This window comes from Nautilia lithotrophica (assembly GCF_054656815.1).
The window spans coordinates 285,147-309,729 of sequence record NZ_BAAHXN010000001.1; the positions used below are offsets into that span (position 1 = coordinate 285,147).

The 24,583-nt window shown below is 34.4% G+C and carries 25 protein-coding genes; 12 read left to right on the forward strand and 13 right to left on the reverse strand.

Annotated elements, in window-relative coordinates:
* Window positions 1-128: 128 nt before the first annotated feature.
* Window positions 129-719, forward strand: coding sequence for an LPP20 family lipoprotein (locus ACYQ19_RS01440; RefSeq protein ID WP_459977633.1), 591 nt, complete (start codon window positions 129-131; stop codon window positions 717-719).
* 315 nt (window positions 720-1,034) lie between these two features.
* Here ACYQ19_RS01440 and ACYQ19_RS01445 read toward each other — a convergent pair whose 3' ends face one another.
* The 5 genes from ACYQ19_RS01445 to ACYQ19_RS01465 all read right to left on the reverse strand — a co-directional run bounded on the left by ACYQ19_RS01445 (window position 1,035) and on the right by ACYQ19_RS01465 (window position 6,204).
* A complete protein-coding gene (locus ACYQ19_RS01445) occupies window positions 1,035-1,676 on the reverse strand; it encodes a uroporphyrinogen-III synthase (protein WP_459977635.1) in 642 nt (213 codons plus the stop codon).
* Between the two features lie 19 nt (window positions 1,677-1,695).
* Window positions 1,696-3,231, reverse strand: coding sequence for a glutamine-hydrolyzing GMP synthase (gene guaA, locus ACYQ19_RS01450; RefSeq protein WP_459977637.1), 1,536 nt, complete (start codon window positions 3,229-3,231; stop codon window positions 1,696-1,698).
* A 67-nt stretch (window positions 3,232-3,298) separates the two neighbouring features.
* Window positions 3,299-4,609, reverse strand: coding sequence for a sodium:proton antiporter NhaD (gene nhaD, locus ACYQ19_RS01455; RefSeq protein WP_459977639.1), 1,311 nt, complete (start codon window positions 4,607-4,609; stop codon window positions 3,299-3,301).
* Window positions 4,602-6,029, reverse strand: coding sequence for an L-aspartate oxidase (gene nadB / locus ACYQ19_RS01460; protein ID WP_459977641.1), 1,428 nt, complete (start codon window positions 6,027-6,029; stop codon window positions 4,602-4,604). The genes nhaD and nadB overlap by 8 nt, the downstream gene beginning before the upstream one ends.
* Window positions 6,030-6,036: 7 nt before the next feature.
* A complete protein-coding gene (locus ACYQ19_RS01465) occupies window positions 6,037-6,204 on the reverse strand; it encodes a hypothetical protein (RefSeq protein WP_459977643.1) in 168 nt (55 codons plus the stop codon).
* Between the two features lie 117 nt (window positions 6,205-6,321).
* Here ACYQ19_RS01465 and ACYQ19_RS01470 point away from each other — a divergent pair, with 117 nt between their 5' ends.
* Window positions 6,322-6,597: a hypothetical protein gene (locus ACYQ19_RS01470; RefSeq protein ID WP_459977645.1), complete on the forward strand. Its 276-nt coding sequence runs from the start codon at window positions 6,322-6,324 to the stop codon at window positions 6,595-6,597.
* Here ACYQ19_RS01470 and ACYQ19_RS01475 read toward each other — a convergent pair.
* From ACYQ19_RS01475 to ACYQ19_RS01495, 5 genes are all read right to left on the reverse strand, one after another.
* Window positions 6,580-6,981, reverse strand: a complete 402-nt coding sequence (locus tag ACYQ19_RS01475; RefSeq protein WP_459977647.1) for an ACT domain-containing protein — start codon at window positions 6,979-6,981, stop codon at window positions 6,580-6,582. The two genes, ACYQ19_RS01470 and ACYQ19_RS01475, sit on opposite strands and share 18 nt — an antisense overlap.
* A gap of 121 nt (window positions 6,982-7,102) precedes the next feature.
* The gene (locus tag ACYQ19_RS01480) at window positions 7,103-8,398 is read right to left on the reverse strand and encodes a phenylacetate--CoA ligase family protein (RefSeq protein ID WP_459977649.1); all 1,296 of its coding nucleotides are present in this window, start codon (window positions 8,396-8,398) and stop codon (window positions 7,103-7,105) included.
* A gap of 38 nt (window positions 8,399-8,436) precedes the next feature.
* On the reverse strand, window positions 8,437-8,844 hold the full coding sequence (locus ACYQ19_RS01485; RefSeq protein ID WP_459977651.1) for a PaaI family thioesterase: 408 nt from the start codon (window positions 8,842-8,844) through the stop codon (window positions 8,437-8,439).
* Complete coding sequence (locus ACYQ19_RS01490; protein WP_459977653.1) at window positions 8,831-9,355, reverse strand: 2-oxoacid:acceptor oxidoreductase family protein; 525 nt, start codon at window positions 9,353-9,355, stop codon at window positions 8,831-8,833. The genes ACYQ19_RS01485 and ACYQ19_RS01490 overlap by 14 nt, the downstream gene beginning before the upstream one ends.
* Window positions 9,352-11,160 (reverse strand): thiamine pyrophosphate-dependent enzyme, encoded by a 1,809-nt coding sequence (locus ACYQ19_RS01495; RefSeq protein WP_459977655.1) that lies wholly within the window; start codon window positions 11,158-11,160, stop codon window positions 9,352-9,354. The genes ACYQ19_RS01490 and ACYQ19_RS01495 overlap by 4 nt, the downstream gene beginning before the upstream one ends.
* 113 nt (window positions 11,161-11,273) lie before the next feature.
* Between ACYQ19_RS01495 and ACYQ19_RS01500 the strand changes: the two genes are divergently transcribed.
* The 6 genes from ACYQ19_RS01500 (at window position 11,274) to ACYQ19_RS01525 (ending at window position 16,700) form a co-directional block, all read left to right on the forward strand.
* Window positions 11,274-11,447: a symporter small accessory protein gene (locus tag ACYQ19_RS01500; RefSeq protein WP_459977657.1), complete on the forward strand. Its 174-nt coding sequence runs from the start codon at window positions 11,274-11,276 to the stop codon at window positions 11,445-11,447.
* Window positions 11,444-13,087: a sodium:solute symporter family protein gene (locus ACYQ19_RS01505; protein WP_459977659.1), complete on the forward strand. Its 1,644-nt coding sequence runs from the start codon at window positions 11,444-11,446 to the stop codon at window positions 13,085-13,087. The genes ACYQ19_RS01500 and ACYQ19_RS01505 overlap by 4 nt, the downstream gene beginning before the upstream one ends.
* 43 nt (window positions 13,088-13,130) lie before the next feature.
* A complete protein-coding gene (gene uvrC / locus ACYQ19_RS01510; protein ID WP_459977661.1) occupies window positions 13,131-14,957 on the forward strand; it encodes an excinuclease ABC subunit UvrC in 1,827 nt (608 codons plus the stop codon).
* Window positions 14,954-15,457, forward strand: a complete 504-nt coding sequence (locus ACYQ19_RS01515; protein ID WP_459977663.1) for a YbhB/YbcL family Raf kinase inhibitor-like protein — start codon at window positions 14,954-14,956, stop codon at window positions 15,455-15,457. Before uvrC ends, ACYQ19_RS01515 begins: the two co-directional genes overlap by 4 nt.
* 89 nt (window positions 15,458-15,546) lie before the next feature.
* The gene (locus ACYQ19_RS01520) at window positions 15,547-15,924 is read left to right on the forward strand and encodes a putative metalloprotease CJM1_0395 family protein (RefSeq protein WP_459978233.1); all 378 of its coding nucleotides are present in this window, start codon (window positions 15,547-15,549) and stop codon (window positions 15,922-15,924) included.
* Complete coding sequence (locus ACYQ19_RS01525) at window positions 15,921-16,700, forward strand: bifunctional riboflavin kinase/FAD synthetase (RefSeq protein WP_459977665.1); 780 nt, start codon at window positions 15,921-15,923, stop codon at window positions 16,698-16,700. Before ACYQ19_RS01520 ends, ACYQ19_RS01525 begins: the two co-directional genes overlap by 4 nt.
* Here the strand turns inward: ACYQ19_RS01525 and ACYQ19_RS01530 are convergent.
* From ACYQ19_RS01530 to ACYQ19_RS01540, 3 genes are read right to left on the reverse strand one after another with little or no spacing between them, the layout of a single operon-like run.
* Complete coding sequence (locus ACYQ19_RS01530) at window positions 16,670-17,212, reverse strand: SiaB family protein kinase (RefSeq protein WP_459977667.1); 543 nt, start codon at window positions 17,210-17,212, stop codon at window positions 16,670-16,672. The two genes, ACYQ19_RS01525 and ACYQ19_RS01530, sit on opposite strands and share 31 nt — an antisense overlap.
* Window positions 17,205-18,584, reverse strand: a complete 1,380-nt coding sequence (locus ACYQ19_RS01535) for an HD-GYP domain-containing protein (protein ID WP_459977669.1) — start codon at window positions 18,582-18,584, stop codon at window positions 17,205-17,207. The genes ACYQ19_RS01530 and ACYQ19_RS01535 overlap by 8 nt, the downstream gene beginning before the upstream one ends.
* Window positions 18,585-18,595: 11 nt before the next feature.
* A complete protein-coding gene (locus tag ACYQ19_RS01540; protein WP_459977671.1) occupies window positions 18,596-18,973 on the reverse strand; it encodes a DUF1987 domain-containing protein in 378 nt (125 codons plus the stop codon).
* A gap of 172 nt (window positions 18,974-19,145) precedes the next feature.
* On the opposite strand from ACYQ19_RS01540, the gene abc-f reads away from it, so the two are divergent.
* From abc-f to acs, 4 genes are all read left to right on the forward strand, one after another.
* Window positions 19,146-21,089, forward strand: coding sequence for a ribosomal protection-like ABC-F family protein (abc-f, locus tag ACYQ19_RS01545; RefSeq protein ID WP_459977672.1), 1,944 nt, complete (start codon window positions 19,146-19,148; stop codon window positions 21,087-21,089).
* 3 nt (window positions 21,090-21,092) lie between these two features.
* Window positions 21,093-21,908, forward strand: a complete 816-nt coding sequence (locus tag ACYQ19_RS01550; protein WP_459977673.1) for a YihY/virulence factor BrkB family protein — start codon at window positions 21,093-21,095, stop codon at window positions 21,906-21,908.
* A complete protein-coding gene (gene ppa, locus ACYQ19_RS01555; RefSeq protein WP_459977674.1) occupies window positions 21,908-22,426 on the forward strand; it encodes an inorganic diphosphatase in 519 nt (172 codons plus the stop codon). Before ACYQ19_RS01550 ends, ppa begins: the two co-directional genes overlap by 1 nt.
* Before the next feature lie 201 nt (window positions 22,427-22,627).
* Window positions 22,628-24,583 (forward strand): acetate--CoA ligase, encoded by a 1,956-nt coding sequence (acs, locus tag ACYQ19_RS01560; RefSeq protein ID WP_459977675.1) that lies wholly within the window; start codon window positions 22,628-22,630, stop codon window positions 24,581-24,583.

The window sequence follows — 24,583 nt, forward strand, 5'->3', positions numbered from 1 at the left end:
GTGATAAATTTAGAAGACAGATAGATAATTTGATATTTCTTCAATTTAAAAATTATATCAAAGTTACATTTTTATCACTATAGTTTAATATATCCGTTTTTTGCTATAATTATCAAAAAAGGCTTAAAATGAAACTAAAAACGGCATTAATAATCTGTGCAGGTTTAATTTTTATAGGTTGTTCGTCTAAAGAAGCTCCAAAACCTCAAACTTCACCTCAGGTAAGCGGTGAATGTATAATACAAGACACTCAAGCACCAAAATGGGTGTGCACGGGTGGTGATATCAAAGATTATATAACAGCGGTAGGAAGTGCAAAACCTACACCTCTTGGTTTTAGTTTTCAAAGAAGCGAAGCTATTGCAATAGCAAGAGATGAAATAGCTAAGCAGTTACAAACCAAAGTCAAAAATATGTTTAAAAACTACATGGCAACAACAGGAGCAAACATTGACTCTGTAGAAAAAGTAACCGAATATGTTTCAAAACAATTAACAAAACAGACACTTACAGGTTCTAAACAGCTTAATATGTGGATAGCGCCCGATAAAACTCTTTTTGTGTTAGTAGGTGTGCCTCTTAATGCCACAAAAGTTAAAGAAGTAATTAAATCTTCGCTAAGAAATCAAGAAGCACTATGGCAGAAATTTCAATCGGAAAAAGCACAAAAAGAACTGGAAGAGTCTATTGATAAAGAGTTCGGAAACGAATATTATTAATCTCTTTTTTCTTTTGTTTTTAATCAATTAGAGTGTCTGTCACTAATATCAAAAAAACATCATTAAAGACCCGGGAGGGCGTTCACGCAGTGACTTTGGGCTCCGCCAAGTCACAAAGTGAGGATAGGAGGGCCGGTTTAGGGGCAGCATAAGCCGCCGCACACCCCGACCCTACCATCTCCTCTATAAGAATGGTTGTAGGGCCCCAAAATGTGCGGGTAGCGACACCTCCCAGGTTGAGCGAAATTTTATCAGATTCTTTGAGTAAAATCAAGAAGATATTGAAGTTTTCAATCAACTTTTATTAATTTAATTTTATCGTAATTTTAGGGATTTTGCAAGTTTTACACATTCATTGATTGAAGGTGTTGAAGGCATAAATATTTCTGTAGTATGTTTGGAAAGTTCTTTTTTTGTTTTATTGCCAATTGCCACGGCTTTAATGTTTTTAAAATCATTTAATTTAGAAAAACACCTGACAGTTGAAGGTGATGTAAAAATCACTACTGATGGCTTAATAAACTCTTTTTGTGGATTATTACAATTTGTTTCATATATAATCACTTCTTTTAAGGTATTGTTTACAAACTCTTTTTGAATATTTGACACGAGTTTTTTAGCTCTGAAAAAAAGGAATGTTTTGTTATTATAAGTTTGATTAATCTCTTTTGCGAACTCATCCCCATAAGCGGATTTTGCAATATACTCAACCCTGCCGCCAAGTTTTTCTATTTCGTTTGCCGTTGCTTTACCTATAGCCAAAGAAGGATATTTTTTCCATTCGTCTGTAAGGTAATTAACAGCCCTTACGCCGTTTTTTGAAGTAAAAATTAGATAGTCGATATTTTCAAAAGTAAAAGAAGGAGAAAGAAAATTTATTTTTATGACGGGATAGTTTAATACTCCTTCAACTTTTTGATCAGTTAATAAATAAACCGGTATTTCTGCATTCTCCATTCGCAATTCTCAATTAAAATTATTCCCACTCAATAGTTGCAGGCGGTTTGCTTGAAATATCGTAAACAACCCTGTTAATTCCATCAACTTCGTTAATTATTCTGGTTGATACCCTCTCAAGAAACTCATGCGGCAGATGACTGAATGTTGCAGTCATACCATCAGTTGAACTTACACATCTGATTGCCACGGTATTGTCATAAGTTCTGTTATCACCCATAACACCAACACTTCGGACATTAAGAAGAACTGCAAAAGCCTGCCATACGTCGTTGTATAATCCCCAAGCTTTAAGTTCCTGAATTAAAATAGCATCGGCTTCTCTTAAAATATTAAGATCCTCTTCATTAACCTCACCCATTATTCTAATAGCAAGTCCAGGTCCAGGGAACGGATGGCGGTATACAAGTTCGCTCGGAAGACCAAGTTCAATTCCGAGTTTTCTAACTTCATCTTTAAAAAGTTCTCTTAAAGGTTCAATCAGTTCAAATTTCATCCACTCAGGCAAACCACCTACATTATGGTGAGATTTGATTGTTTTAGAAGGCCCTTTTACGCTTACGCTTTCAATTACGTCAGGATATAATGTTCCTTGAGCCAGGAATTTTGCGTCTTTGTGTTTTTTTGCTTCTTCGTCAAATACCTCTATAAATGTATGTCCGATAATTTTTCTTTTCTCTTCCGGATCTACAACGCCTTTTAGTTTGCTTAAAAATCTCTCTCTCGCATCAACCGTAATTAACGGAACGTGTAAAACGTTTTTAAACGCATGTTCTACCTGCTCTCTTTCATTTTTTCTAAGAAGTCCTGTATCAACGAAAATAGGAACAAGCTTATCACCGATTGCTTCATGTAAAAGTGCCGCAGTAACAGAGCTGTCAACACCGCCGCTAAGAGCACAGATTACTTTATTGTCACCTACTTGTTCTCTTATTTTTTTAATCTGTTCTTTTGCGAAATGTGCCATATCCCACTTGCTTGTTACACCACAAACATTTCTTGCAAAGTTTCTTAAAATTTTCTGACCTTCAACGCTATGAGTAACTTCAGGATGAAACTGAATTGCGTATATTTCTTTTTCTTCATTTACAATTGCCGCATAAGGTGCGTTTGTCGTATGTGCTATTCTTTTAAATCCGGGTGCAAGTTTTTCAACCCTGTCACCATGACTCATCCAAACAACCGTAGGATTGCTTACATCATCAAACAATTTGTGAGGTTCATCTATAAAAAGCTCCGCTTTTCCGTATTCATGATGGTCAGCCCTTACGACTTCCCCGCCGAAATCAACCGTAATAAGCTGCATACCATAACAAATTCCAAGTATTGGAAGTCCCAATTCATATATTTCTTTATCAACTCTGTATGCATCTTTTTCATAAACACTTGCGGGACCACCACTAAAAATAATACCTTTAGGCTTTTTTTCTTTTGCAGCTTTTAAACCGTCAAAATAAGGCACTATTTCACTATAAACACCTTCTTCTCTAAGTCTTCTTGCTATTAATTGCGTATATTGACTACCAAAATCAAGTATTAATATTTCAACTTGCATTTTACTCCTTTAAATTTTTGCTTATTATTAAATTCTACAAATCCAATAATAAACAAAAAAAAAGGGATTAATAAATCCCTAAAATTTCAAATTGAACATACCAAATTGCAATACTTAAAAAGTATCCAAGCACTACAGTCCAGGCATATTTCATATGGCTTCCGAATGTATAAACACCTCTCATTCTACCCATAACACCAACACCAGCGGCACTACCGAAACTAATCATACTACCACCGATCCCAGCAGTAAGTGTAACAAGCATCCATTCATCTGCACCCATTGGCGGATTGGCTTTTAAAATTGCGGCCATTACTGGCACGTTATCAACAATAGCACTAATAAACCCTACACCGATGTTTCCGTATGTAGGTCCGATTACTTCATAAAGTTTTGTTACATACATAAGCCACCCTAAGAAATAAAGCGCTCCTACCGCTGACAGAATACCAAAGAAGAAAAGCAATGTATCATTTTCAACTTTTGCCATATTTACAAAAATATTGATATGCTCTTTATGTTTCCTTTTATGATAAAACGTATAAAGTTGTAAAATAGCAAGACCAAACATCATACCCCACATTGCAGGGAAATGTAAGAAAATATGTCCAAAAACGGCTATAGTAATTGTTAAAATTCCTAAATATACAATTGTCATACCACCTGTTTTGATTTCAGTTTTAGGCGTTGTAAGAGCATCAAAATGCGGCTCACCTTTAGGAACAAAAAGACTTAATAACCATGCTGTTAACAACCATCCTATAATTGACGCCGGAAATAGTGCCAAAAAGTCGATAAATTCACCTTTTCCAGCAGTCCAAGCCATAAGAGTCGTAATGTCTCCAAATGGTGACCACGCACCACCAGCGTTTGCCGCAACAACAATATTAATTGCTCCCGGAACTAAGAAGTTCGTATTGTGTTTATCAATAGTATAAAGAACGGTTGATAAGATAAGAGCAGTTGTTAAGTTATCTGCAACTGGTGAAATCCAAAACGCAAGCGTTCCTGTAATCCAAAATAATTTTTTATAACTATAACCTCTAGAAATAAGTCTGTATTTTAAAGCATCAAATACACCTCTTTCAATTAAACTTTCAATATATGTCATTGCCACAAATAAGAAAAAGAATATTTCGGCAATTTCCAAAATAAGCTTTTGCATCTCATGATGTAGAGGTGTCGGATCTAAACCATTAACCGCAAAATAAATACCAATTAACATAAAAGAAAAAGTTCCGATAAATAAAGCGGGTTTTGCTTTATTTATTTCAAATTTTTCTTCAGTAGCAATAAAATAATACCCTACAACAAATACCAATAAAACTAAATACCCAACCCACGTATGGGTGAAATCATGTATCAATGTCTCATGCATGTTCATCCTTTCTGTAATGTGCACCTAATGATCTTCTTCTTTTTAAAGCTGCTTTAACGATTTCTCTTGCCGTTAAAAATCTTAGTTTTGCCATTCTTCCGACTTTCGGAATTGTATTTTCAATAAACTCAAGGGCCTCTTTTAAACCACTTTCTTTTCGTATTATACCAACATTTTTCCACATTTGTTCTCTTAAAAGATTCTTGTAATATTTATCTTTTTCCTTAAATAATTCTTCATTATTAATATCAAAATCGACTTCGTCAGTTTTAACTTTTTCTTTTATAATATTTTCCGCAGCCTTTCTAGCAAATACGAAACACTCAAGCAATGAATTGCTTGCAAGCCTATTTGCCCCGTGAACTCCGGTATTGGCTACTTCACCTACTGCATAAAGGTTTTCAAACCCGTCAATCTTTGAATTACAATCAACCGCAATACCACCCATAAAATAATGAAAAGCTGGGGAAATCGGAATTTTTTCATAAGGAACGTTTATATCGTAGTCTCTTAATTTGTTATAAATAGTCGGAAATCTGTTTTTAAAAAACTCCTCATCAAACATACTCACATCCAAAAATACCTTATGGCCTTTTTGCTGGTGTTTAAATATTGCACGGCTTACTATATCTCGTCCTGCAAGTTCACCTCTTTCATCATACTCAAACACAAACCTCTCACCGTTTTCGTCAACTATATGAGCACCTTCTCCTCTTAATGCTTCTGTTAAAAGCATTTTTTGGGATGTTTTCATCTCAATAAATACGGTTGGGTGAAACTGAGTCATTTCCATATCTCTAAGTTTAATTCCTTTTTCTATGGCAATACCTTGAATATCACCGGAAATCGTTCTGGCATTTGTATCGTATTTATAAAGTGCTCCTATTCCTCCGCTGGCAAGAATAATATTATCTGCATAAATATTTATTTTTTTATTTTTCCTAAATACCGATACGCCATAGGCAGTATTGTCTTTTAAAAGAAGATCAAAAACAATAGTTTCATCCATTAAATAACTTTTGTCTTTTTTAAACAAAAATTTATGAAGTTCCCTTCCGGTAGCATCACCTCCGGCATGATACACTCTACTAACGCTGTGTGCCGCTTCTTTTGTAATTTCAGGGTCAAATTTAAATCCGTAATTTAATATTTCTTCTTTAAGTTTTAAAGAAAGTTTACTTAAAATTTCCACCATTTCTTTTTTATTATGAAATGCACCGGCTTTTAACGTATCCTCAATATGCACAGGCACATCGGTTTCATCAAGCGCCATCGTAACACCGCCCTGGGCGTAAAAACTATTGGCATCCCATACTTGGTTTTTTGTAATTATCAAAGTTTTAAATCCATTATCGTTTAAAAATTTTGCACACCATATTCCGGCAATACCACTGCCGATGATAATAGCATCAAATTTCATATTACTCCTATCTGATATTAAGTGTTGAATTAATTTCAAGTATTTTCAAATCACTCTGGTTTATCTCTTTATTTTGCTCTTTTCCCGGCCATACCGGATCCGCTTTATATCCGCAGCCTATAAAAAAAAACGTTATAATAACGATATGAAAAAAGCCAATTATATAATTAACCATATATTAAGTCCTTATTCGGATAAAATCGACCAACAGCGTTGTTTAAAAAAAATTATATCATTACTGCCCCCAAAATACAATAAATACATTACCTCCTATCAATTAAAAGGTGAAATTTTGTTTATAAATGTTTCACATCAGGCGATAAAACAGGAACTTTTTTATAATAAAGACCTTATTTTTTCCATTATAAAAACAATGCATAGTGCAAATATGTGTAAAAAAATTAACCCAAAAAAAATAATTACAAATTTCAAATACTCCCCAAAACCTAAAACACAAGGTATATACAAATTTTATATCAAACCGGCCGGAAATTTTGAAATAAAAGCAAAGAAAAAAGAGATAAAAGAGAAATTTGAAGAAATAAAAAAACTACTCAAAAGAGATTGAGTTTTCTTCAAGAAGTTTTTTCGCCTTATTTAAAAGAGCGGTATTTATTTTGAAGATAAAACTTCCTTTCTTTTCGCTGTTTAAAGTATAACAATACTCAATATCTATTCCGTTATCGCTAAAAAGACTCACAACCCTGCTAAGAGCCCCTATTTCATCATCAATTTCAATTTTCAATACATCCGTAAGTGTTAAAGAAAAACCTGCTTTTTCAATCTCTTCACACGCCCTTACAATATCCCCGACTATAAGTCTCAAAATTCCGAAATCACTTGACTCCACTAAATCTACAGCTTTTATTGAAACACCGGCGTTTGCCAAAACGGATGTGATTTCTTTAAGTTTTCCTTTTCTTTTTTCCAAAAATACAGATATCTGCTTCATTTTATATCCTTTAATTATTATTGCAGCCCAAAAAGATTAGCGACTTTCAGGGACCTTTTAAACCCCAAAAAGTTTTCAACTTTTCGGGAACCCCTCTGCATTTTACATTTTACATTAATATCTATTTTCTCTTATCTATTATTCTTACCGCTTTACCCATACTTCTCTCAATTGTTTTAGGCTCAACCAAAATAATATTAGCATTAATATACAAGTTGTTTAAAAGTGCCTGCTGAAGATCTTTTTTTATTTTCTCAAGTGCGGCAACGTTATCCATCATAATATCATCACTTACTTCAACTAAAATTTCAAGTTTATCAAGATGGCCTTTTTTATCCGCTACTATCTGATAATTTAGCGTCACACCTTCGGTGTTTGCAATTACGTGTTCAACTTGAGAAGGATATACATTTACACCATTGATAATTAACATATCATCGGCTCTTCCTAAAACACTTTCCATTCTTACAAACGTTCTTCCGCATGCACAAGGTTCTCTGTAAAGCCTTGTAATATCACCCGTTCTATATCTGATTATCGGCAGCGCCTGTTTTGTAAGGGTTGTAATTACAAGCTCACCCTCTTCCCCGTCAGGTAACACTTCTCCCGTTTTAGGATCTATTATTTCAGGATAAAAATGATCTTCCTGGATATGAAGCCCTCTTCCTTTATTACAGCTGCAGCTAACACCAGGACCAATAATTTCACTAAGTCCGTAAACTTCATAATATTCAATATCCCAGGCTTCCGCCACTTCTTTTCTTAATCCCTCACTTGTCGGCTCCGCACCGAAAAACCCGCATCTTAACTTATAATCTTTTCTAAAATCAGGTCCTGCTGCTCTTGCTTTTTCAGCAAGGTGAAGCGCAAATGAAGGTGTGGCGAATAATACGGTCGCTCCGAAATCACGCATAAGCATTAGCTGCCTGTCGGTAAATCCACCGCTTGCAGGAACAATTGCCGCACCCATTTTCTGAGCGGCTTCATGAAAGCCGAGCCCCCCCGTAAAAAGCCCGTATCCATATGCATTGTGACAAACATCTTTTGAATTTACATCCCCCATGGAAAGACATCTCATCATAACCTCATCCCACACTTCCATATCGTGCTCTGTATAACCTACAACCGTTGGTTTACCAGTTGTTCCGGAAGATGAATGAATTCTTACAACTTCGCTCATAGGCACCGTAAAAAGTCCGAACGGATAATTATCCCTTAAATCCTGTTTTTTGGTAAACGGCAGTTTTTGAATGTCTTCAAGAGTCTTAATATCATCCGGTGTTATACCCATTTCATCAAATTTTTGTTTATAAAACGGACTCAGGGCATATACTCTTGTTACGACATCTTTTAATCTTTTTAACTGAACTTTTTCAATTTCTTCTCTGCTTGCACTTTCTATTTTATTCCAAATCATTAGCACTCCTTTTTAACAATTTAATTTTTTAACCGCAACTATATTTCTTCTAAAACATCTCTTTTTGTTTTATATACCGTTCCTGTAAAAAACGCTATTTTCTTTTCCCCGTTTGTAATTATTACTTCATAAGTTCCGAGTCTGTTGCTTTCATCAACCAGTTTTGCCTCGGCTATCAATTCATCTCCAAGTTTTCCGGCATGTATAAAAGATATTGATGTGTTAATTGCGAGTGATACTTTACCAAACGAATTACTCGCCACCGCAAAAGCAAAATCCGCAAGCGTAAAAATCGCCCCGCCATGAGCTACATCCGCCTGATTAAGATGAAACTCGGTTATTTTAAGTTTAGCTTTTGCATACCCGTAATGCACTTCCAAAAGCTCTATTCCTATATTTTTGGAAAAGTCTTTTCCTTCAGCAAAAAAGATTCTAATTCTTTCCATATTCAAGCGCTTTGTTTAATATTTCAAAGTTTTGAGGTGCAAATTTAGGATTTATCTCCTCAATTGCTGTTTTTACCTCATCAACACTGAAAGGAAAATCCTTTACTCTCGCTAGGGCGAGACCCAGCATAAAGACATTAAGCCCTTTAGCATCAAAAACGCCCTCTTCCGCCAGCCTGTTTGCGTCAACCGCAAATACATCTGCGTCAATTTCCGGAAATTCGTCCGCATTTACTATTACATTTCCGCCTCTTTTAAGATATGGAAGATTGAGGATTGCTTCATCTTTATCAAGTCCTATTAATAAATCCGCCTGGGCAAGATCAATTAAAGGATTGTAAAAATCCCCTATCTTGATATGTGAGCTTACACTTCCGCCCCTTTGGCTCATTCCGTGATTTTCAGTTCCTAAAAATTTATATCCCTTTTTACCCGCACATATACTTAATACTTTAACCAAAAAAACAACTCCCTGTCCTCCAAATCCCGCAACTACAATTTGATATCTCATTTTTCATCCTTTCTTGGAATAAACGCATCTGTCGGGCATATTCCGCTTATACATACCCCACATCCGATACATAGTAGTGGATCTATTTCGATTTTACCTCTTTCATTGTAATGCATTGGAGGACAAACGTATTGAGTTGTGCACACATCACATGCCACACATTTTTCTTCATCAACGGTAGCAAAAATTCCCGGAAGAAACTGAGTAGCTCTTTCTTTATCAAGCACGCAGTATTGACGACTTATTACCACAAGCGGTCTGTCAACTTCCTCAAATCTTTTTTTAACCTCTTTAAAGAAATTGATTGTTTCATTAATATCGGGTTTGTAAAAATATTCCATCACTTCCGCACCGCAACCTTCGGCTACCTTTTTAAGATCTACTTCACCGCTTGTAGCCCTCTCAGGTGTAGTCTGACGGCCCGTCATTGCGGTAGTAGAATTGTCAAGTATTACAAGTATGAATTTAGCCTTTTGATATACGGCGTTTATAAGCGGAGCCGTTCCCGAATGGAAAAAGGTTGAATCCCCGATAGTTGCGATCACAGTTTTATTTTTATCGGCTATTGCAAATCCATGAGCCATTGATACACTTCCACCCATACATAAAACGGTATCGATTGCGTCAAGATTGATTCCAAGAGTATAACATCCGATATCTGAAGGATAAATTGATTTTTTAGGTCTGAACACCTTTTTAATTGCAAAATACACATCCCTGTGAGGACATCCGGGACATAGATTTGGTTTTCTCATTTTAGGATTTTCAGGCGTAAATACAGGTTTATAAATGTTTTCACCCTCATAAAACCCTATTTTGGTTAACGCTTCAAGAACCCTTTCTTTGTTCATTTCATCTATTAAATGCATATGTCCGCTCATTCTGCCATAAACGTTTTCGCTTCTTATTTCTTCTTCTATTACAGGATAAGTCTCTTCAACTACAAGAACTTTATTATATTTTTTAACAAGTTCTTTAAGTTTATCCGTAGGTAGAGGATAAGGCATGTCAATTTTTAAAAGATCTATATCAAGCCCGAGTTCTTCAAGAACTTCTTTTACATAACCGTAAGCCGTTCCGCTTGATATGATTAAATTTTCAGTGCCTTTAAGCTCATCAATTTTAGGTTTTATAAGTTCGTTATAGTTATATTCTCTTATTTTATCCAATCTATCTAACTGCTCATAAGCCTGTTTTAATCTTCCTGCCCTCGGAACCGCCGCCCATCTCGGAATATCACGTTCGAAATTACCTTCTTTGTCTTGAAACTTAAAATTATCTTCAATTTCCACAATTTCCCTTGAATGTGAAACCCTCATAACGGTTCTGAGCATTACGGGGATTTCAAAATGTTTTGAAATTTCGCTTGCGAGTTTTGTAAAATCATATGCTTCTTGAGGGGTTGCCGGATCGACTACGGGAATTCTTGCAAATCTTGCAAATTCCCTTGAATCTTGCTCCGTCTGTGATGAGTTAAAACCAGGGTCGTCCGCCACTATTAATACAAACGCTCCCTTGTTTCCTATAAAACTGGCACTCATAAGAGCGTCACTTGCCACGTTAAGCCCTACCTGTTTCATCGTCGCAGCTGCGTTTACACCGGCAATAGCACCGGCATAAGCAACTTCAAAGCCGACTTTTTCATTTGTAGCCCACTGGGCATAAATTGGCAAGTCTTTTTTTATTTTCTGAACGGTTGTGAGTATCTCGCTCGAGGGAGTCCCCGGATACCCACTTACCATTTTTGTATTTGAATGCAAAAGCCCGTATGCTATCGCTTCATTTCCCATTAATGTCAACTTCATACTTCACCTTTGTGTAGAATTTAAACAATGATAGCAAAAAATTTTTTAATTTTTGATTAATTTTCATAAATTTAGGTAAAATTTAATTGATATGACAATAAAAAGGAGAAAAAATGTCGCATTTTGACACGGGTGTCAGTCTGGCATTCTGGCTGACAATTTTAAGTGCACTTCTTTGTGTAGTTTATGGAATAATAAATTGGAACAAGGGTGATGAGGAAAGTAATGAAGCCCTGCTTGCAAAATGGGCTGAAGAAGAAAAAGAAATAAATGAGGAGCTGCTATGAGTTTTTTAGAAATTGCAATAATCATCCTGTATTTAGTAGCGGTAGGATGGCTAGGATGGATGGGATATTCAAAAACAAAAACTTCAACCGATTATTTACTTGCGGGTCGTGACACTCATCCGTTTGTTATGGCTTTAAGTTATGGGGCTACGTTCATTTCAACCGCTGCTATCGTCGGTTTTGGTGGAGTGGCTGCGTGGCTTGGAAATTCACTTTTATGGCTGACTTTTCTTAATATATTTGTAGGTGTGTTTATCGCTTTTGTTTTCATTGGAAATCCTACAAGAAAAATGGGATTAAGACTTGACGCGCATACGTTTCCTGAATTTTTAGGGAAAAGATATGATTCTAAATTCATTCAAATATTTGCTGCTGTAATTATTTTAGCGTTTATGCCGCTTTACGCTACTGCAGTATTAATCGGTGGCGTTCAGTTTTTAAGTGTATATTTTGGTGTTAATTACCATATTGCACTTTTAATATTTTCACTTATAATTACGGCTTACGTTCTTGCCGGAGGGCTCAAAGGTGTAATGTATACAGACGCCCTTCAGGGTAGCATAATGTTTATAGCGATGGTTTTCTTAATCGTAATGGTTGTAAGCTCTCTTGGCGGAATTGACGCGGCATTTGCCAAACTTGATCATGTATGGCAGGTAACAGTAGTTGATAGACTCTCAGGCGTATCGTTAAAAGAGCTGGTTCCCGGAAGCGGTGATTTTATGATGAAATTATCACAGCTTTGGGGATTTGAAGGTTGGAACAAAATGCCTGTGTTTATGAGTCCCGGATGGCTTTTTGTAATTACTACAATCACTCTCGGAGTAGGTATAGGTGTTCTTGCTCAACCCCAGTTAATCGTTAGATTTATGACTGTTAAAAGTAAAAAAGAGCTTAATAGAGCAGTTTTGGTTGGTGGTGTATTTATTTTGGCTATGACAGGTGTTATTTTTATAGTGGGAAGCCTTACAAATGCATGGTATTTTGAAAATATGGGCGGTAAAAACTCTCTTGAAGCAGCCGGTGCAATCGGTAAAGTAATTCCGCATTTCATTAACAGCGCAATGCCTCACTGGTTTAGTTTTATTTTCCTTTTTGCACTTATTTCTGCGGCAATGTCAACTCTTTCAAGCCAATTTCACACAATGGGAACGGCAGTTGGACGTGATATATTCGAAAGTCTTGGTGCAGACAAGGAAAAAACAACTCTTTGGACAAAAATAGGTATTGTTATCGTAATTTTATTCTCAGTATTCTTAGCTTACAAATTCCAAAAAGCACCAGCAATCATTGCTAGATCTACGGCAATCTTCTTCGCACTTTGTGCATCAATATTTCTTCCTAGTTTCATATTCGGACTTTTCAGTAAAAGAATCACAAAACCTGCGGCAATCGCAAGTATGCTTGTAGGATTTTTCGCTTCATCATTCTGGCTACTATTTTGTCACTTTAAAGAAGCAAAATCATTGGGTATTGCAAAAGCGCTTTTCGGAGTGAATTCAATCTTGGGTCACAGCAAATGGGCGTTTGTTGACGCTCTCGTAATTGCACTTCCACTTTCTACAATTACACTTTTAATCGTAACCGCTCTTACAAAACCTGATGAAAACATCATCAAAAGAGCATTTGGAAGAAACTGATTTTCTTCCTTTTTTATTATAATTTCACTAAAAAAGGCCAGCCTTGTCATTTAGTGAAAAAATCAAATCCCTACCCGATCAGCCTGGAATTTATCAGTATTTTGACGAAAACGGAAAACTTCTGTATATCGGAAAGGCAAAAAGCCTTAAAAAACGTGTAAAAAGTTATTTCCGTTTTAACCCGTTCAGACCTGCTGACAATCTATCACCCAGAATTTACAAAATGATAAGCGAAGCTAAAGATATAAACTATATCGTGGTAGAAAATGAAAACGACGCGCTTATTCTTGAAAATTCTTTAATCAAACAGCTAAAGCCGAAATACAATATTTTACTTAGAGATGATAAAACATATCCATACATTTACATAAACCTCGACGAGCCTTTTCCGATGCCGCAAATCACAAGAAAAGTCGTAAAAGGCAAAAATATCAAATATTTCGGACCATTCAGCAGCGGAGCAAGTGCAATACTAAAAACGATTTATGAAGAAATACCGCTCGTGCAGTCAAAAAGCTGTTTAAAAAGCGGTAAAGCATGCCTGTATCATCAAATAGGAAGATGCCTGGCTCCATGTGAAGGCAAAGTCACGAGCTGCGAATATATGAAATATGTCGATCAGGCGATAGAGCTTATACATGACAAAGCAAAAATCCTTGAAATACTGAATCAAAAAATGCAAAAATACGCCCAAAACCTGCAGTTCGAAGAAGCTGCGGAAATAAGAGACAGAATAAAATCGATAGAGAGTGCAGAAATTTATTCTCATGTGGATCTGGCAAAACTGGAAGATCTTGATATATTTGCAGTTGAAATATTCAATAAAAAGGCGATTGTTATCAGGATATTCGTTAGACAGGGAAAAGTGGTAGCAAGTAGCAATTCAGTAATTAATTCTCAAACTATACCTGAAATAGGAGAAATCTATACAAGGGCGATACTTGAATTTTATTCAACAGAAACACCTTTTACTTCAAGTAAGATTTTAGTGGGTGACGACTTTGAAGAAAGGGAGTGGCTAAGCCAGGTGTTAAGCGAAAAATTCGGCAAAAAGATAAGCATCATAACCCCTACCACCAAAGAGAGAAAAAGCCTTATCAAACTTGCCAAACTAAATGCTCTTGAAGTTATCAAAAATCAAAAAGAAAATAGCATTCTTGAGGAACTTAAAATACTATTCAACCTTGAAAACACCCCATATAAAATTGAAATTTTCGATACATCACACATGCAGGGAGAAGCAACGGTCGGAGCAATGGTAGTTTGGGAAAATGGAAAGTTTAAAAAGAGCGATTACAGACACTATCACCTAGAAGGTAAAGACGAATACTCACAGATGAGAGAACTTCTGACAAGAAGAGCTCAAAGTTTTGAAAAATCCCCTCCTCCTGATCTATGGCTGATAGACGGCGGTAAAGCACAGCTGAATTTGGCAAAAGAAATTATTGATTCAACAGGGGCTAATATTGACGTTCTTGCAATATCAAAAGAAAAAATCGACGCAAAAGCGCACAGGGCAAAGGGTAAGGCGAAGGACACTATATATTTTAGTAGCCAAGTTCCGAGTTCCGAGTTCCAAGTTGAAAAAATAAATCTAAGTGAGAATGACAAAAGGCTGCAGTTTTTACAAATGTTAAGGGATGAAGCACACAGATTCGCGATAGAATTTCACAGAAAAACAAAACGCAAAAAAGATACCCAGATAGACCTTTTACAAATTAAAGGAATCGGAAAGGCAAAAATGACAAAACTTTTGAATTATTTTGGAAGTTTTGATAATATAAAAAAAGCCACTTTTGATGAACTTAAAGATGTTCTAAACGAAAAAGACGCAAAAGCCATAAAAGAATTTTTTAAAGGCCAAAAATGAAAAAACTGATTTTAATACTTGCAAATATTCTTTTTGCGTTTGAAATATTTTCCCCCGCATTTAAAAACAATGCATTTATTCCTAAAAAATACACTTGTGATGGCTTAAATATTTCAATTCCTTTAATTATTAAAAACATTCCGAAAAACACCAAAAGCTTAGCTGTAATTATGCAGGATCCCGACGCACCTTTTGGGGTGTTCACACACTGGATTTTATATAACATTCCACTTAAAATATCCAAAATACCTGAAAACCTCCCAAAAACAGAAATTACAAACTTTGGACTTCAGGGAATAAACGATTTCAATAAAATCGGATACGGCGGTCCCTGCCCGCCTCCGGGCAAACCTCACCATTATATTATTACCGCTATTGCGTTAAACAAAAATATTGATTTAAAACCCGGATTAACAATAAAAGAGTTTTTAGATAAAATTAAGACAAATATTATCAGTTATACGCAATATATCGGACTATATAAAAGGAGTATAAAATAACACTAAATGCTATAAGCGGAAATACTTACAACATCACACCGACTCCTACAGATAATAAAACACTACAAAACATTAAGACAGATCCTAAAATCCAGCAGGAAATTTCTAAACTTCAGGCAGTTGATACAAAAGTAAAAGCCCACGAAATGGCTCATCAGGCCGCAGGCGGAGGTTTTGCCGGAGCTCCGAGTTATACAAAAGTAAAAGGACCTGACGGCAAAGAATACGCAATAGCCGGAGAAGTTCCTATAAAAATAATAAAAGGAAAAACGCCTGAAGAAACAATAAAAAACATGCAGCAGATCAAAGCTGCAGCCCTTGCACCCGCCGATCCTAGCCCTCAGGATCTCAAAGTTGCACAAACAGCGGATATGATTGCCGCAAAAGCGTCTCAGGAGCTTTCACAAGAAAAACCTGAAGATAACAACTCATCCGATAAAAAATTCAAAATAGACTTTTACGCATGAGAGCTGCAATAGGCGGATTTGACGGAATGCATCTGGGCCATCAGGCTTTGATAAAAAGAGCGGATATGATTGTCGTTATAGAAAAAGGAAGTAACTTAACCCCTGGCACCGACAGGTGTGATTACACAACACTTCCTTGCAAATTTTTTGATTTGAATGATATTAAAAATCTGGGCCCGATTGAATTTATTGGTATTCTCAAAAAATTAAACATTACAAAAATCATAGTAGGCAAAGATTTCAGATTCGGTAAAAACAGAAGTGGTGATTTGAATCTTTTAAAAAAACATTTTGAAGTTGAAGCAATAGAAGAAGTAAAAATTGACGGCATCGGGGTTCATTCAAGAATAATAAGGGAATTTATCAAAAATGGAGAAATAACAAAAGCAAACAGATTCTTAGGACATACCTACAAAATAAAAGGAAAACGGATAAAAGGCCAGGGATTAGGCGGCAAAGAACTTGTTCCGACTATAAACATTACTCTTTTAAAAAGCTATCTTATTCCTAAACAGGGTGTTTATATTACTTTAACAAATAAGTTTCCTTCATTGACTTTTATAGGGAAACGCTCAACTGATGGAAACTTTTCAATAGAAACACATATTTTAAATGAAAAATGGAAAAATGAAAATGAAGAATTAATTAATATTGAATTTTTAAAATATTTAAGGGAAAACAGAAAGTTTGATAATTTGAAAGCTTTAAAAAAGCAGATAAATAAAGATATTAATTTAGCAAAAAATTATGATTTCCCCACAATAGATTTAAATTGAAAATAGTATTTTTTATTACCGATTTCTACAAAGTCATATTCAATTTTTTCACTTTTTTTTGCGATTTCATAAAAACCTATACCACCACCCTTTGTATGAGTATATTTTCCACTTTTCCTAACTTCTCTATATAATTTTTTTATTTCATCTTTATTTAAATTAATAATATTTTTGATTTTACTTTCTATTTTATTTTTATCATTCTCATCAACAATATTTTGTCCAAACACATAATAATAACCATCTTTTGTTTTTCCAACTAATATTAAACCTTTTGGATCAAAGCCTTCTTGATTTACTTTTTTTGAATAATTCATCATATTTTGAGCAAGTTCAATAAAAATTGTAAAAATTTTACTAGCTAACCCCATAGATAATTCAGCATTTTCAGTCTCTTTTTCTAATGCTTCAGTCATAGCAACAATTAAAGATTGTGTTAATGTTCCACCATATGTTAAAAAGATAATCCCATCTTTTTCAAGTATTTTTTCAAGATAATTTATATTAATCATTATCAGCCTTTGTTTTTTCTTTAAATGCATTAACATAATAATTTACATCAATTTCATCGATTTGTTCCGATTTTAAATATTTTTTAGCATACTCCAAATATACACCACTTGTTAAAAAAAGGATAAATAAATCTTTATCCAAATCACCATCTTTAACCATATAAAATAAAATATTTATTGCTTCGGACAATTTCTTTGGAGTTTTATAAGGTCTATCATTGGCAGTTAATGCTTCAAAAATATCAGCTATTGCCATTATTCTAGCAGGTATAGGTAATTCTTTTGCTGTTAATTTTCTTGGATAGCCAGTCCCTCTTAATGTTTCATGATGAGCCCCAGCATATAAAGGAACATTTTTTAAATGTTCCGGAAACGGAAGTTGTTCTAACATTTTAATAGTCATAATTGCATGTTCTTGAATTTTGAAAAACTCTTCTTTTGTTAGAGTTCCTTTTTTTATGCTCAAATTATAAACTTCTCCATAATTGTATAAATTTTCAGGAATTTCTATTTTAAAACCATGTTTTTTAAAATCTTCTATTTCTTTTTTACTTCTTTTTATTATATGCCTTTTTTTATCACTAAGTAATTTTTCTTTTACAGGTAGTTTTTGATTTAATTCCTCTTTAGGAATTCTACTTAATTCTTCTTCACTTAAACCGAGTTTATCATCAAAATATCTATACCATTCTCTCTGAGCTATTTTTTTTAACTTTTCAATCTTTTCATCATCCAAAAACTCACTTCCAATATTTAAATTAGCTATAAACTCAAACTCCTCTTTTAATTTTTCATATTCTTTTTTAAGCCATTTATCAACTTCTTCTTTTTTTTCGCCAGCCATTTTTCTTTTTAAAGATTCAATAATTAAATCTCTATAAATAACTTCAAATCTAGTTCTAATCTCATGGATTCTGTTATAAATCGTCTCCAACTTCACAGATTTATCCATTACATACTCAGGCGTGACAATTTTTCCACAATCATGCAACCAAGCGGCAATTGATATTTCTCTTTCTTGAAATTCATTTTCTATTTTAAAGTCAATGTCATCACTTTCACTGGCTTTTTTAGCCAATTTTATAGCTAATTCAGGAACTCTTTCACAATGTCCCCCAGTATAAGTGCTTTTGGTATCAATTGCACTAGCAATTATTTTAATAAAAGAATCAATTAAATCTCTCTGTGCTCTTTGAAGTTTTTCAACTTCTTCTAATTTTTTTTGAAGTTCATCATATTCTTTTTTTTGTCTTTTATCAGACCTTATCATTATTTTTTCATGACGCTTAATATCTTTTATTAGCTTATCCATTAAATCGGTAAAATTTTTTTTAGCTTCTTCTATTTCACTTATTAATTTGTTTTCGACCATAATTAATCCAATTATTTTTTTACTAATCTTATATCTAAATCTTCAAAATCTTCAATAAAATCTTCACCTGCTTCTTCAGCACTTTCATTTTCTTCATCAAAGATCCAATTTATTACTATTTTGTGCTTATCTTTTGCTTCATCTAATAAATCAAATAAATCAAAAAAAAGTTTGGAACTACTTGAATTAAAATATATAATTTCCATATTTACAACAATCTCATCTTTCGCACAACATTTTAAATATTCTTCTATCCATTTAATTACAGGTGCGTAAAATTCAAAAGTATTCTCAGGGTATGATTTTCCCCTAATATCTATTATCCCCTTTTCCGCATCTAATGAAATTTCTGGTGTATATTTTGTAGCAGCAATATATAAATTTTCCATCCTTCTCCTTTAAAAAACTTTCAAAAAAGATTATATTAAAAATCAAATATTAATTCAAAGTTAATAAGGTTTTCTAATAAGTGAAAATTCATTTATAAAATAAATTTAATATAAGGGAATAAAACATTTTGGTATTATTTCGTAACTTAAAATTTATATTATAAGGTAGAAGATGGCATTAATAGATTTACTGGATGTAAGCAAAAAATTCGAAGCTCAAACAATTTTATGCAATGTGGAATTTCACCTAGATGAAGGTGAAAGGGTTGCGTTAATTGGAAAAAACGGAAGTGGTAAATCTACACTTATGAAAATAATAGATAAGACGATCGAACCTGACAGCGGAGAAATAATAACCAAAAATGGAATAAAAATAAAAAGGCTGCTTCAAACTCCAAAATTCAAAAATAATTTAACTGTAAGGGAAGCCATTGAAAACGAACTTACAGAATTTAAAGAAGCTTATAAAAAATATCTCTCTCTTACGGAAGAATTTGCAAAAAACCCGGAAAATAAAACCATCCAGAGTGAAATGGACAAAATATCCAAATTCTTGGATTTTCATAATGCATGGAATTTGGATGACAGAATTGAAAGGGTTATGCAGGAATTTGATTTAAAAAAATATGAAAACAAAGATATTTCGCTTTTAAGCGGCGGTGAACAAAGAAGAGTAGCCCTTGCCAGCCTGCTTTTGCAAAAACCCGATGTGTTGCTTTTGGACGAACCTACAAACCATCTTGATGTGTATATGACGGAATTTTTGGAAGAAATACTTTTAAAAGAGAAATATACATTTATAGTAGTTAGCCACGATAGGTATTTTATTGACAGAATCGCTACAAGGGTGGTTGAACTTGAAAATTGCAAACTGCGCAGTTTCAAAGGCGGATATGCCGATTACATACGCCAAAAAGAGGAACTTTTAAAAGCCAAAGAAAAAGAATTTGAAAACGAAATAAGACTTTTAAAAAGAGAAGAGGAATGGTTAAGGCGTGGGGTAAAAGCGAGACTTAAAAGAAACGAAGGAAGAAAAAAAAGAGTTCTTGAACTGCGAGAAAAAGTAAAACAGGACAGAAGTGAGATAAGACAGATTGAAATGCAGCTTAAACGCGAGCTTTTGGCCAAAGAAGATGAAAAAATAAACAAAAAAAAGGTAATGTTTGAAATAGAACATTTAAATAAAAGCATAGGAAACAAACTTTTAATTAAAGACTTCACCACAAGAATTCTTCAAAAAGACAAAATAGCAATAGTCGGTAAAAACGGAAGCGGAAAATCAACGCTTTTAAAAATTTTGATCGGTGAAGAAAAACCTGATGGCGGAATAATTAAAATAGGAGAAAACGTAAAAATCGGATATTTAGACCAAAGAAAATCAATGCTAAATGACGATAAAGATCTTATCGAGACATTCTGCCCCCAAGGCGGTGATCACGTAAATGTAAGAGGAAGGAATATGCACGTTTACGGATACCTGAGGGAATTTTTATTTCCGCCCGAATATCTAACTAAAAAAATAGGTGTTTTAAGCGGCGGGGAAAAAACAAGGGTCGCCCTTGCCCTGCTTTTTACCAAAGATTATGACGTATTAATTTTGGACGAACCTACGAATGATCTTGATATTCCGACTATAAATATTTTGGAAGAGTATCTTTTAGATTTTGAAGGAAGCGTAATATTTGTAAGTCACGACAGGTATTTTGTGGATAAAATTGCAAAAAAAATGTTTATTTTCAAAGGTGATGGGATTGTCGAAGAGAGTCATATTCCATATACCGAGTATCTTGAAATAGAGAAAGAGATTAAATTACTTGAAAATGTAAAATGGAAAATGGAAAATGACAATAAAAAAGAAAAGCCAAAAGAGAAAAAACAGAAAAAATTAAGCTATAAAGAACAAAGAGAACTTGACGAACTGCCAAAACTCATAGAAGATCTTGAAACAGCTATAGCCGAAATAGAAGAATGCCTTGCAAATCCGGAATGTTATCAGGAAAAAGGTTTAGTTACTCTAAGTGAAGAGCTTGAAGAAATTAAAAAATTATACGATAATAAGGTTGAAAGATATCTTGAACTTGAAGAAAAAAGAGAGCTTTTGGAAATGGAGAATTGAGAATTGAAAATTGAGAATTATTTAAAAAAAATTCAAAATATAAACTTAAAAACACTAAAAGAAACAATTAACGGAATAACCCTTTATTCTGCCGCACTCAGTTTTTATACTATTTTTTCTCTCGTTCCCCTAATACTTATTGTATTGACTATTTTTGCAAACACACCTTTTTTTGCCGAGTTTTATTCAAAACTTGAACATTTTATCAGTTCAAACCTGCTGCCGACCAACCAAGAACTTATCTCTACATATCTTAAAAATTTTTTGACAAACTCAAGTAAAATGGGAGTTATTGGAGGTTTTTACATTTTAATCACTTCAATTCTTTTCTTTGACAACTATGAAACCATTATTTCGAAAATATTCAATCAGCAAAAAAGAAACCTGTGGGAAAAAATAAAACTATACTGGACAATGCTTACACTTTTTCCGATTATGTTCGCAGCAGCGATGTTTATGTCAATTAAGCTTCAGTTTTTTTTAGACAAATCTTCTTATACTTCCTGGATAAATTTTGCAAAACTCGCACCTTTTCTTATAATTTGGTTGACATTCTTTCTTTCATATAAAATGACCCTTGAAGGTGAAAAAACAAAATCGGCTTTAATATCATCATTACTGGTTACTGCGACATTTTTTATTTCAAAAAACATCTTTATATATTATGTTTTAATAAATAAAACTTATACGACGATATATGGTTCAATTTCATTGTTAATGTTTTTATTTTTATGGATATATATCAACTGGATAATTTATATAACCGGAATATACTTAATAAAATATCTTGATATAATTTCACAAAAAAAGGAGAATTAATGGATATTACAAAAATTAAACCGGGAAATCCGGAAGAATATGTAAATGCGGTAATCGAAATCCCACAAGGAAGCAACATTAAATACGAACTTGATAAAGACAGCGGGGCAATATTCCTTGACAGAATACTTTACGGAAGCCAGTTTTATCCTGCAAATTACGGATTTGTTCCAAACACTTTGGCTGATGATGGTGATCCTATTGATATTTTAGTTCTTTCAAGTGAAAGCGTAGTTCCGGGAACCGTAATTAAAAGTAGAGTTATAGGCGTTCTGATTATGGAAGACGAAAGCGGAAAAGATGAAAAAATCGTAGCTGTTCCAACAGTGAAATTAGACCCTAAAATGGCAAAAATCAACGATTTAAGCGATTTGGCTGAAATTGAATTAAATCAAATCAAACACTTCTTCGAAACATACAAAGACCTAGAACCAGGTAAATGGGTAAAAGTTACAGGATATGAAGGAAGAGAAAAAGCAATCGAACTTATTCAAAAAGCTATTGACAACTATAAGTAAGTAGATAAGCGGATAAGTAGGTAAGTTGTGAAGGATTGTTTTTCCATTCACAACTTTACAACTTCACAACTTTACAACTTAGTATAATACAATGTTACTAATCTACACATCATCTTTAATCAAAAATTAAATCTTAATTCATTGCTACGTTTATGCTTCACTTTTAGACTATTATAAATAAAAAAGCCTAAAGGAGCATAAATGTTAAACGAAGTATATTATCCTAAAAAAGAAATGTTTAAAGATCCTGTATTTAAAAATATGTGCGAATATAGAGAACTTGTGGAAGAGTTTGAAAAAGATTATGAAGGAACGTGGGCAAAATTTGCAAGAGAAAAAATCACATGGTTTGAAGATTTCAAGCAGACTCTTGACACTTCAAACGCACCTTTTTATAAATGGTTTGTGGGCGGAAAACTGAATGTTGCATATCAATGTATCGACAGACATCTTGATATAAGAAAAAACAAAGCTGCAATAATCTGGGAAGGTGATAACGGAGAAAAAAGAATAATTACTTACCTTGAACTTTACAGAGAAGTAAACAGATTTGCAAACCTTCTTAAAAGCCTTGGTGTTAAAAAAGGTGACAGGGTTGTCATTTATATGCCTATGATTCCGGAAGCTGCGTTTGCAATGCTTGCATGTGCAAGAATCGGTGCAATTCACAGCGTGGTATTTGGCGGGTTCAGTGCCGAAGCTCTTAAAGACAGAATTCTTGACGCCGAAGCCAAAATTGTAATTACCGCTGATGGTGCATATAGAAAAGGTAGCCCTTATATGCTAAAACCTACGGTTGACAAAGCTCTTGAAGATGTTGATATTGTAGAAAAAGTAATAGTAGTTGAGAGAAACAATGAGGACATTGAATGGGTAAACGGAAGAGATGTAAGTTATAATGATTTAATCGTAAATCAAAGTGATGAATGCCCTGCTGAAATTATGGATAGTGAAGACCCTCTTTTCTTATTATACACATCTGGTAGCACCGGAAAACCAAAAGGCGTTCAACACGCACAAGCGGGATACATCCTTTGGGCTCAGCTTACAATGGAATGGGTATTTGACATAAAAGAAAACGACACTTATTGGTGCACGGCGGACATCGGATGGATTACGGGACATACTTACATCGTTTACGGACCTCTTGCAGCAGGTGCGACGACTCTTATGTTTGAAGGTGTGCTTACATATCCTGACAGCGGAAGAGCTTGGAAAATGGTTGAAGAATACAGAGTTAACCAGTTCTATACCGCACCTACTGCGATCAGACTTCTTAACAAAATGGGACCTGATGAGCCTAAAAAATATGATTTAAGTTCATTAAGAATCTTAGGAACGGTTGGTGAGCCTATCGACCCTCCTGCATGGAAATGGTATTATGAAGTTGTAGGAGGCGGCAGATGTTCAATCGTTGATACATGGTGGCAGACTGAAACCGGTGGACACATGATTACACCTCTTCCGGCTGCAACACCTGTAAAACCAGCAAGTGCGACATTCCCTCTTCCTGGAATTTTCGCAGAAATTATCGATGAAACAGGTGAAAAAATGCCGGCACACGAAAAAGGTCTTTTATGTATTACAAAACCTTGGCCGAGTATGATAAGAACTATCTGGGGCGATCCGGAAAGATTTGTAAAAAGTTATTTCTCAACTGCCAAAAAAATGGGTGAACCGGTATATTTCTCAGGTGACGGGGCGATGTATGACGAAGACGGATATATCTGGATTACCGGAAGGGTTGATGACGTTATAAACGTTTCAGGCCATAGACTCGGAACCGCAGAAATTGAAGCTGCAATTAAAAAACATCCTCTAATTGCCGAAGTTGCGGTAGTCGGAAGACCTGATGAAATTAAAGGTGAAAGCGTATTTGCTTATGTTGTTCTAAAAGGAGAAGACACGGTAGCTGAAGAGATGGAAATTATTAAAGAAATTAACGAAATTGTAAAAGAGGAAATCGGTGCGATTGCAAAAGTTGACACGGTGGCGTTCGTTCCGGGACTTCCGAAAACAAGAAGTGGTAAAATCATGAGAAGAATCCTTAGAGCAGTCGCGAAAGGTGAACCTATTACTCAAGACACTTCAACTTTGGAAGATCCTAAAGTTGTTGAAGCAATTATTGAAGTAGTAAACAGCTGTATTTTAAAATAA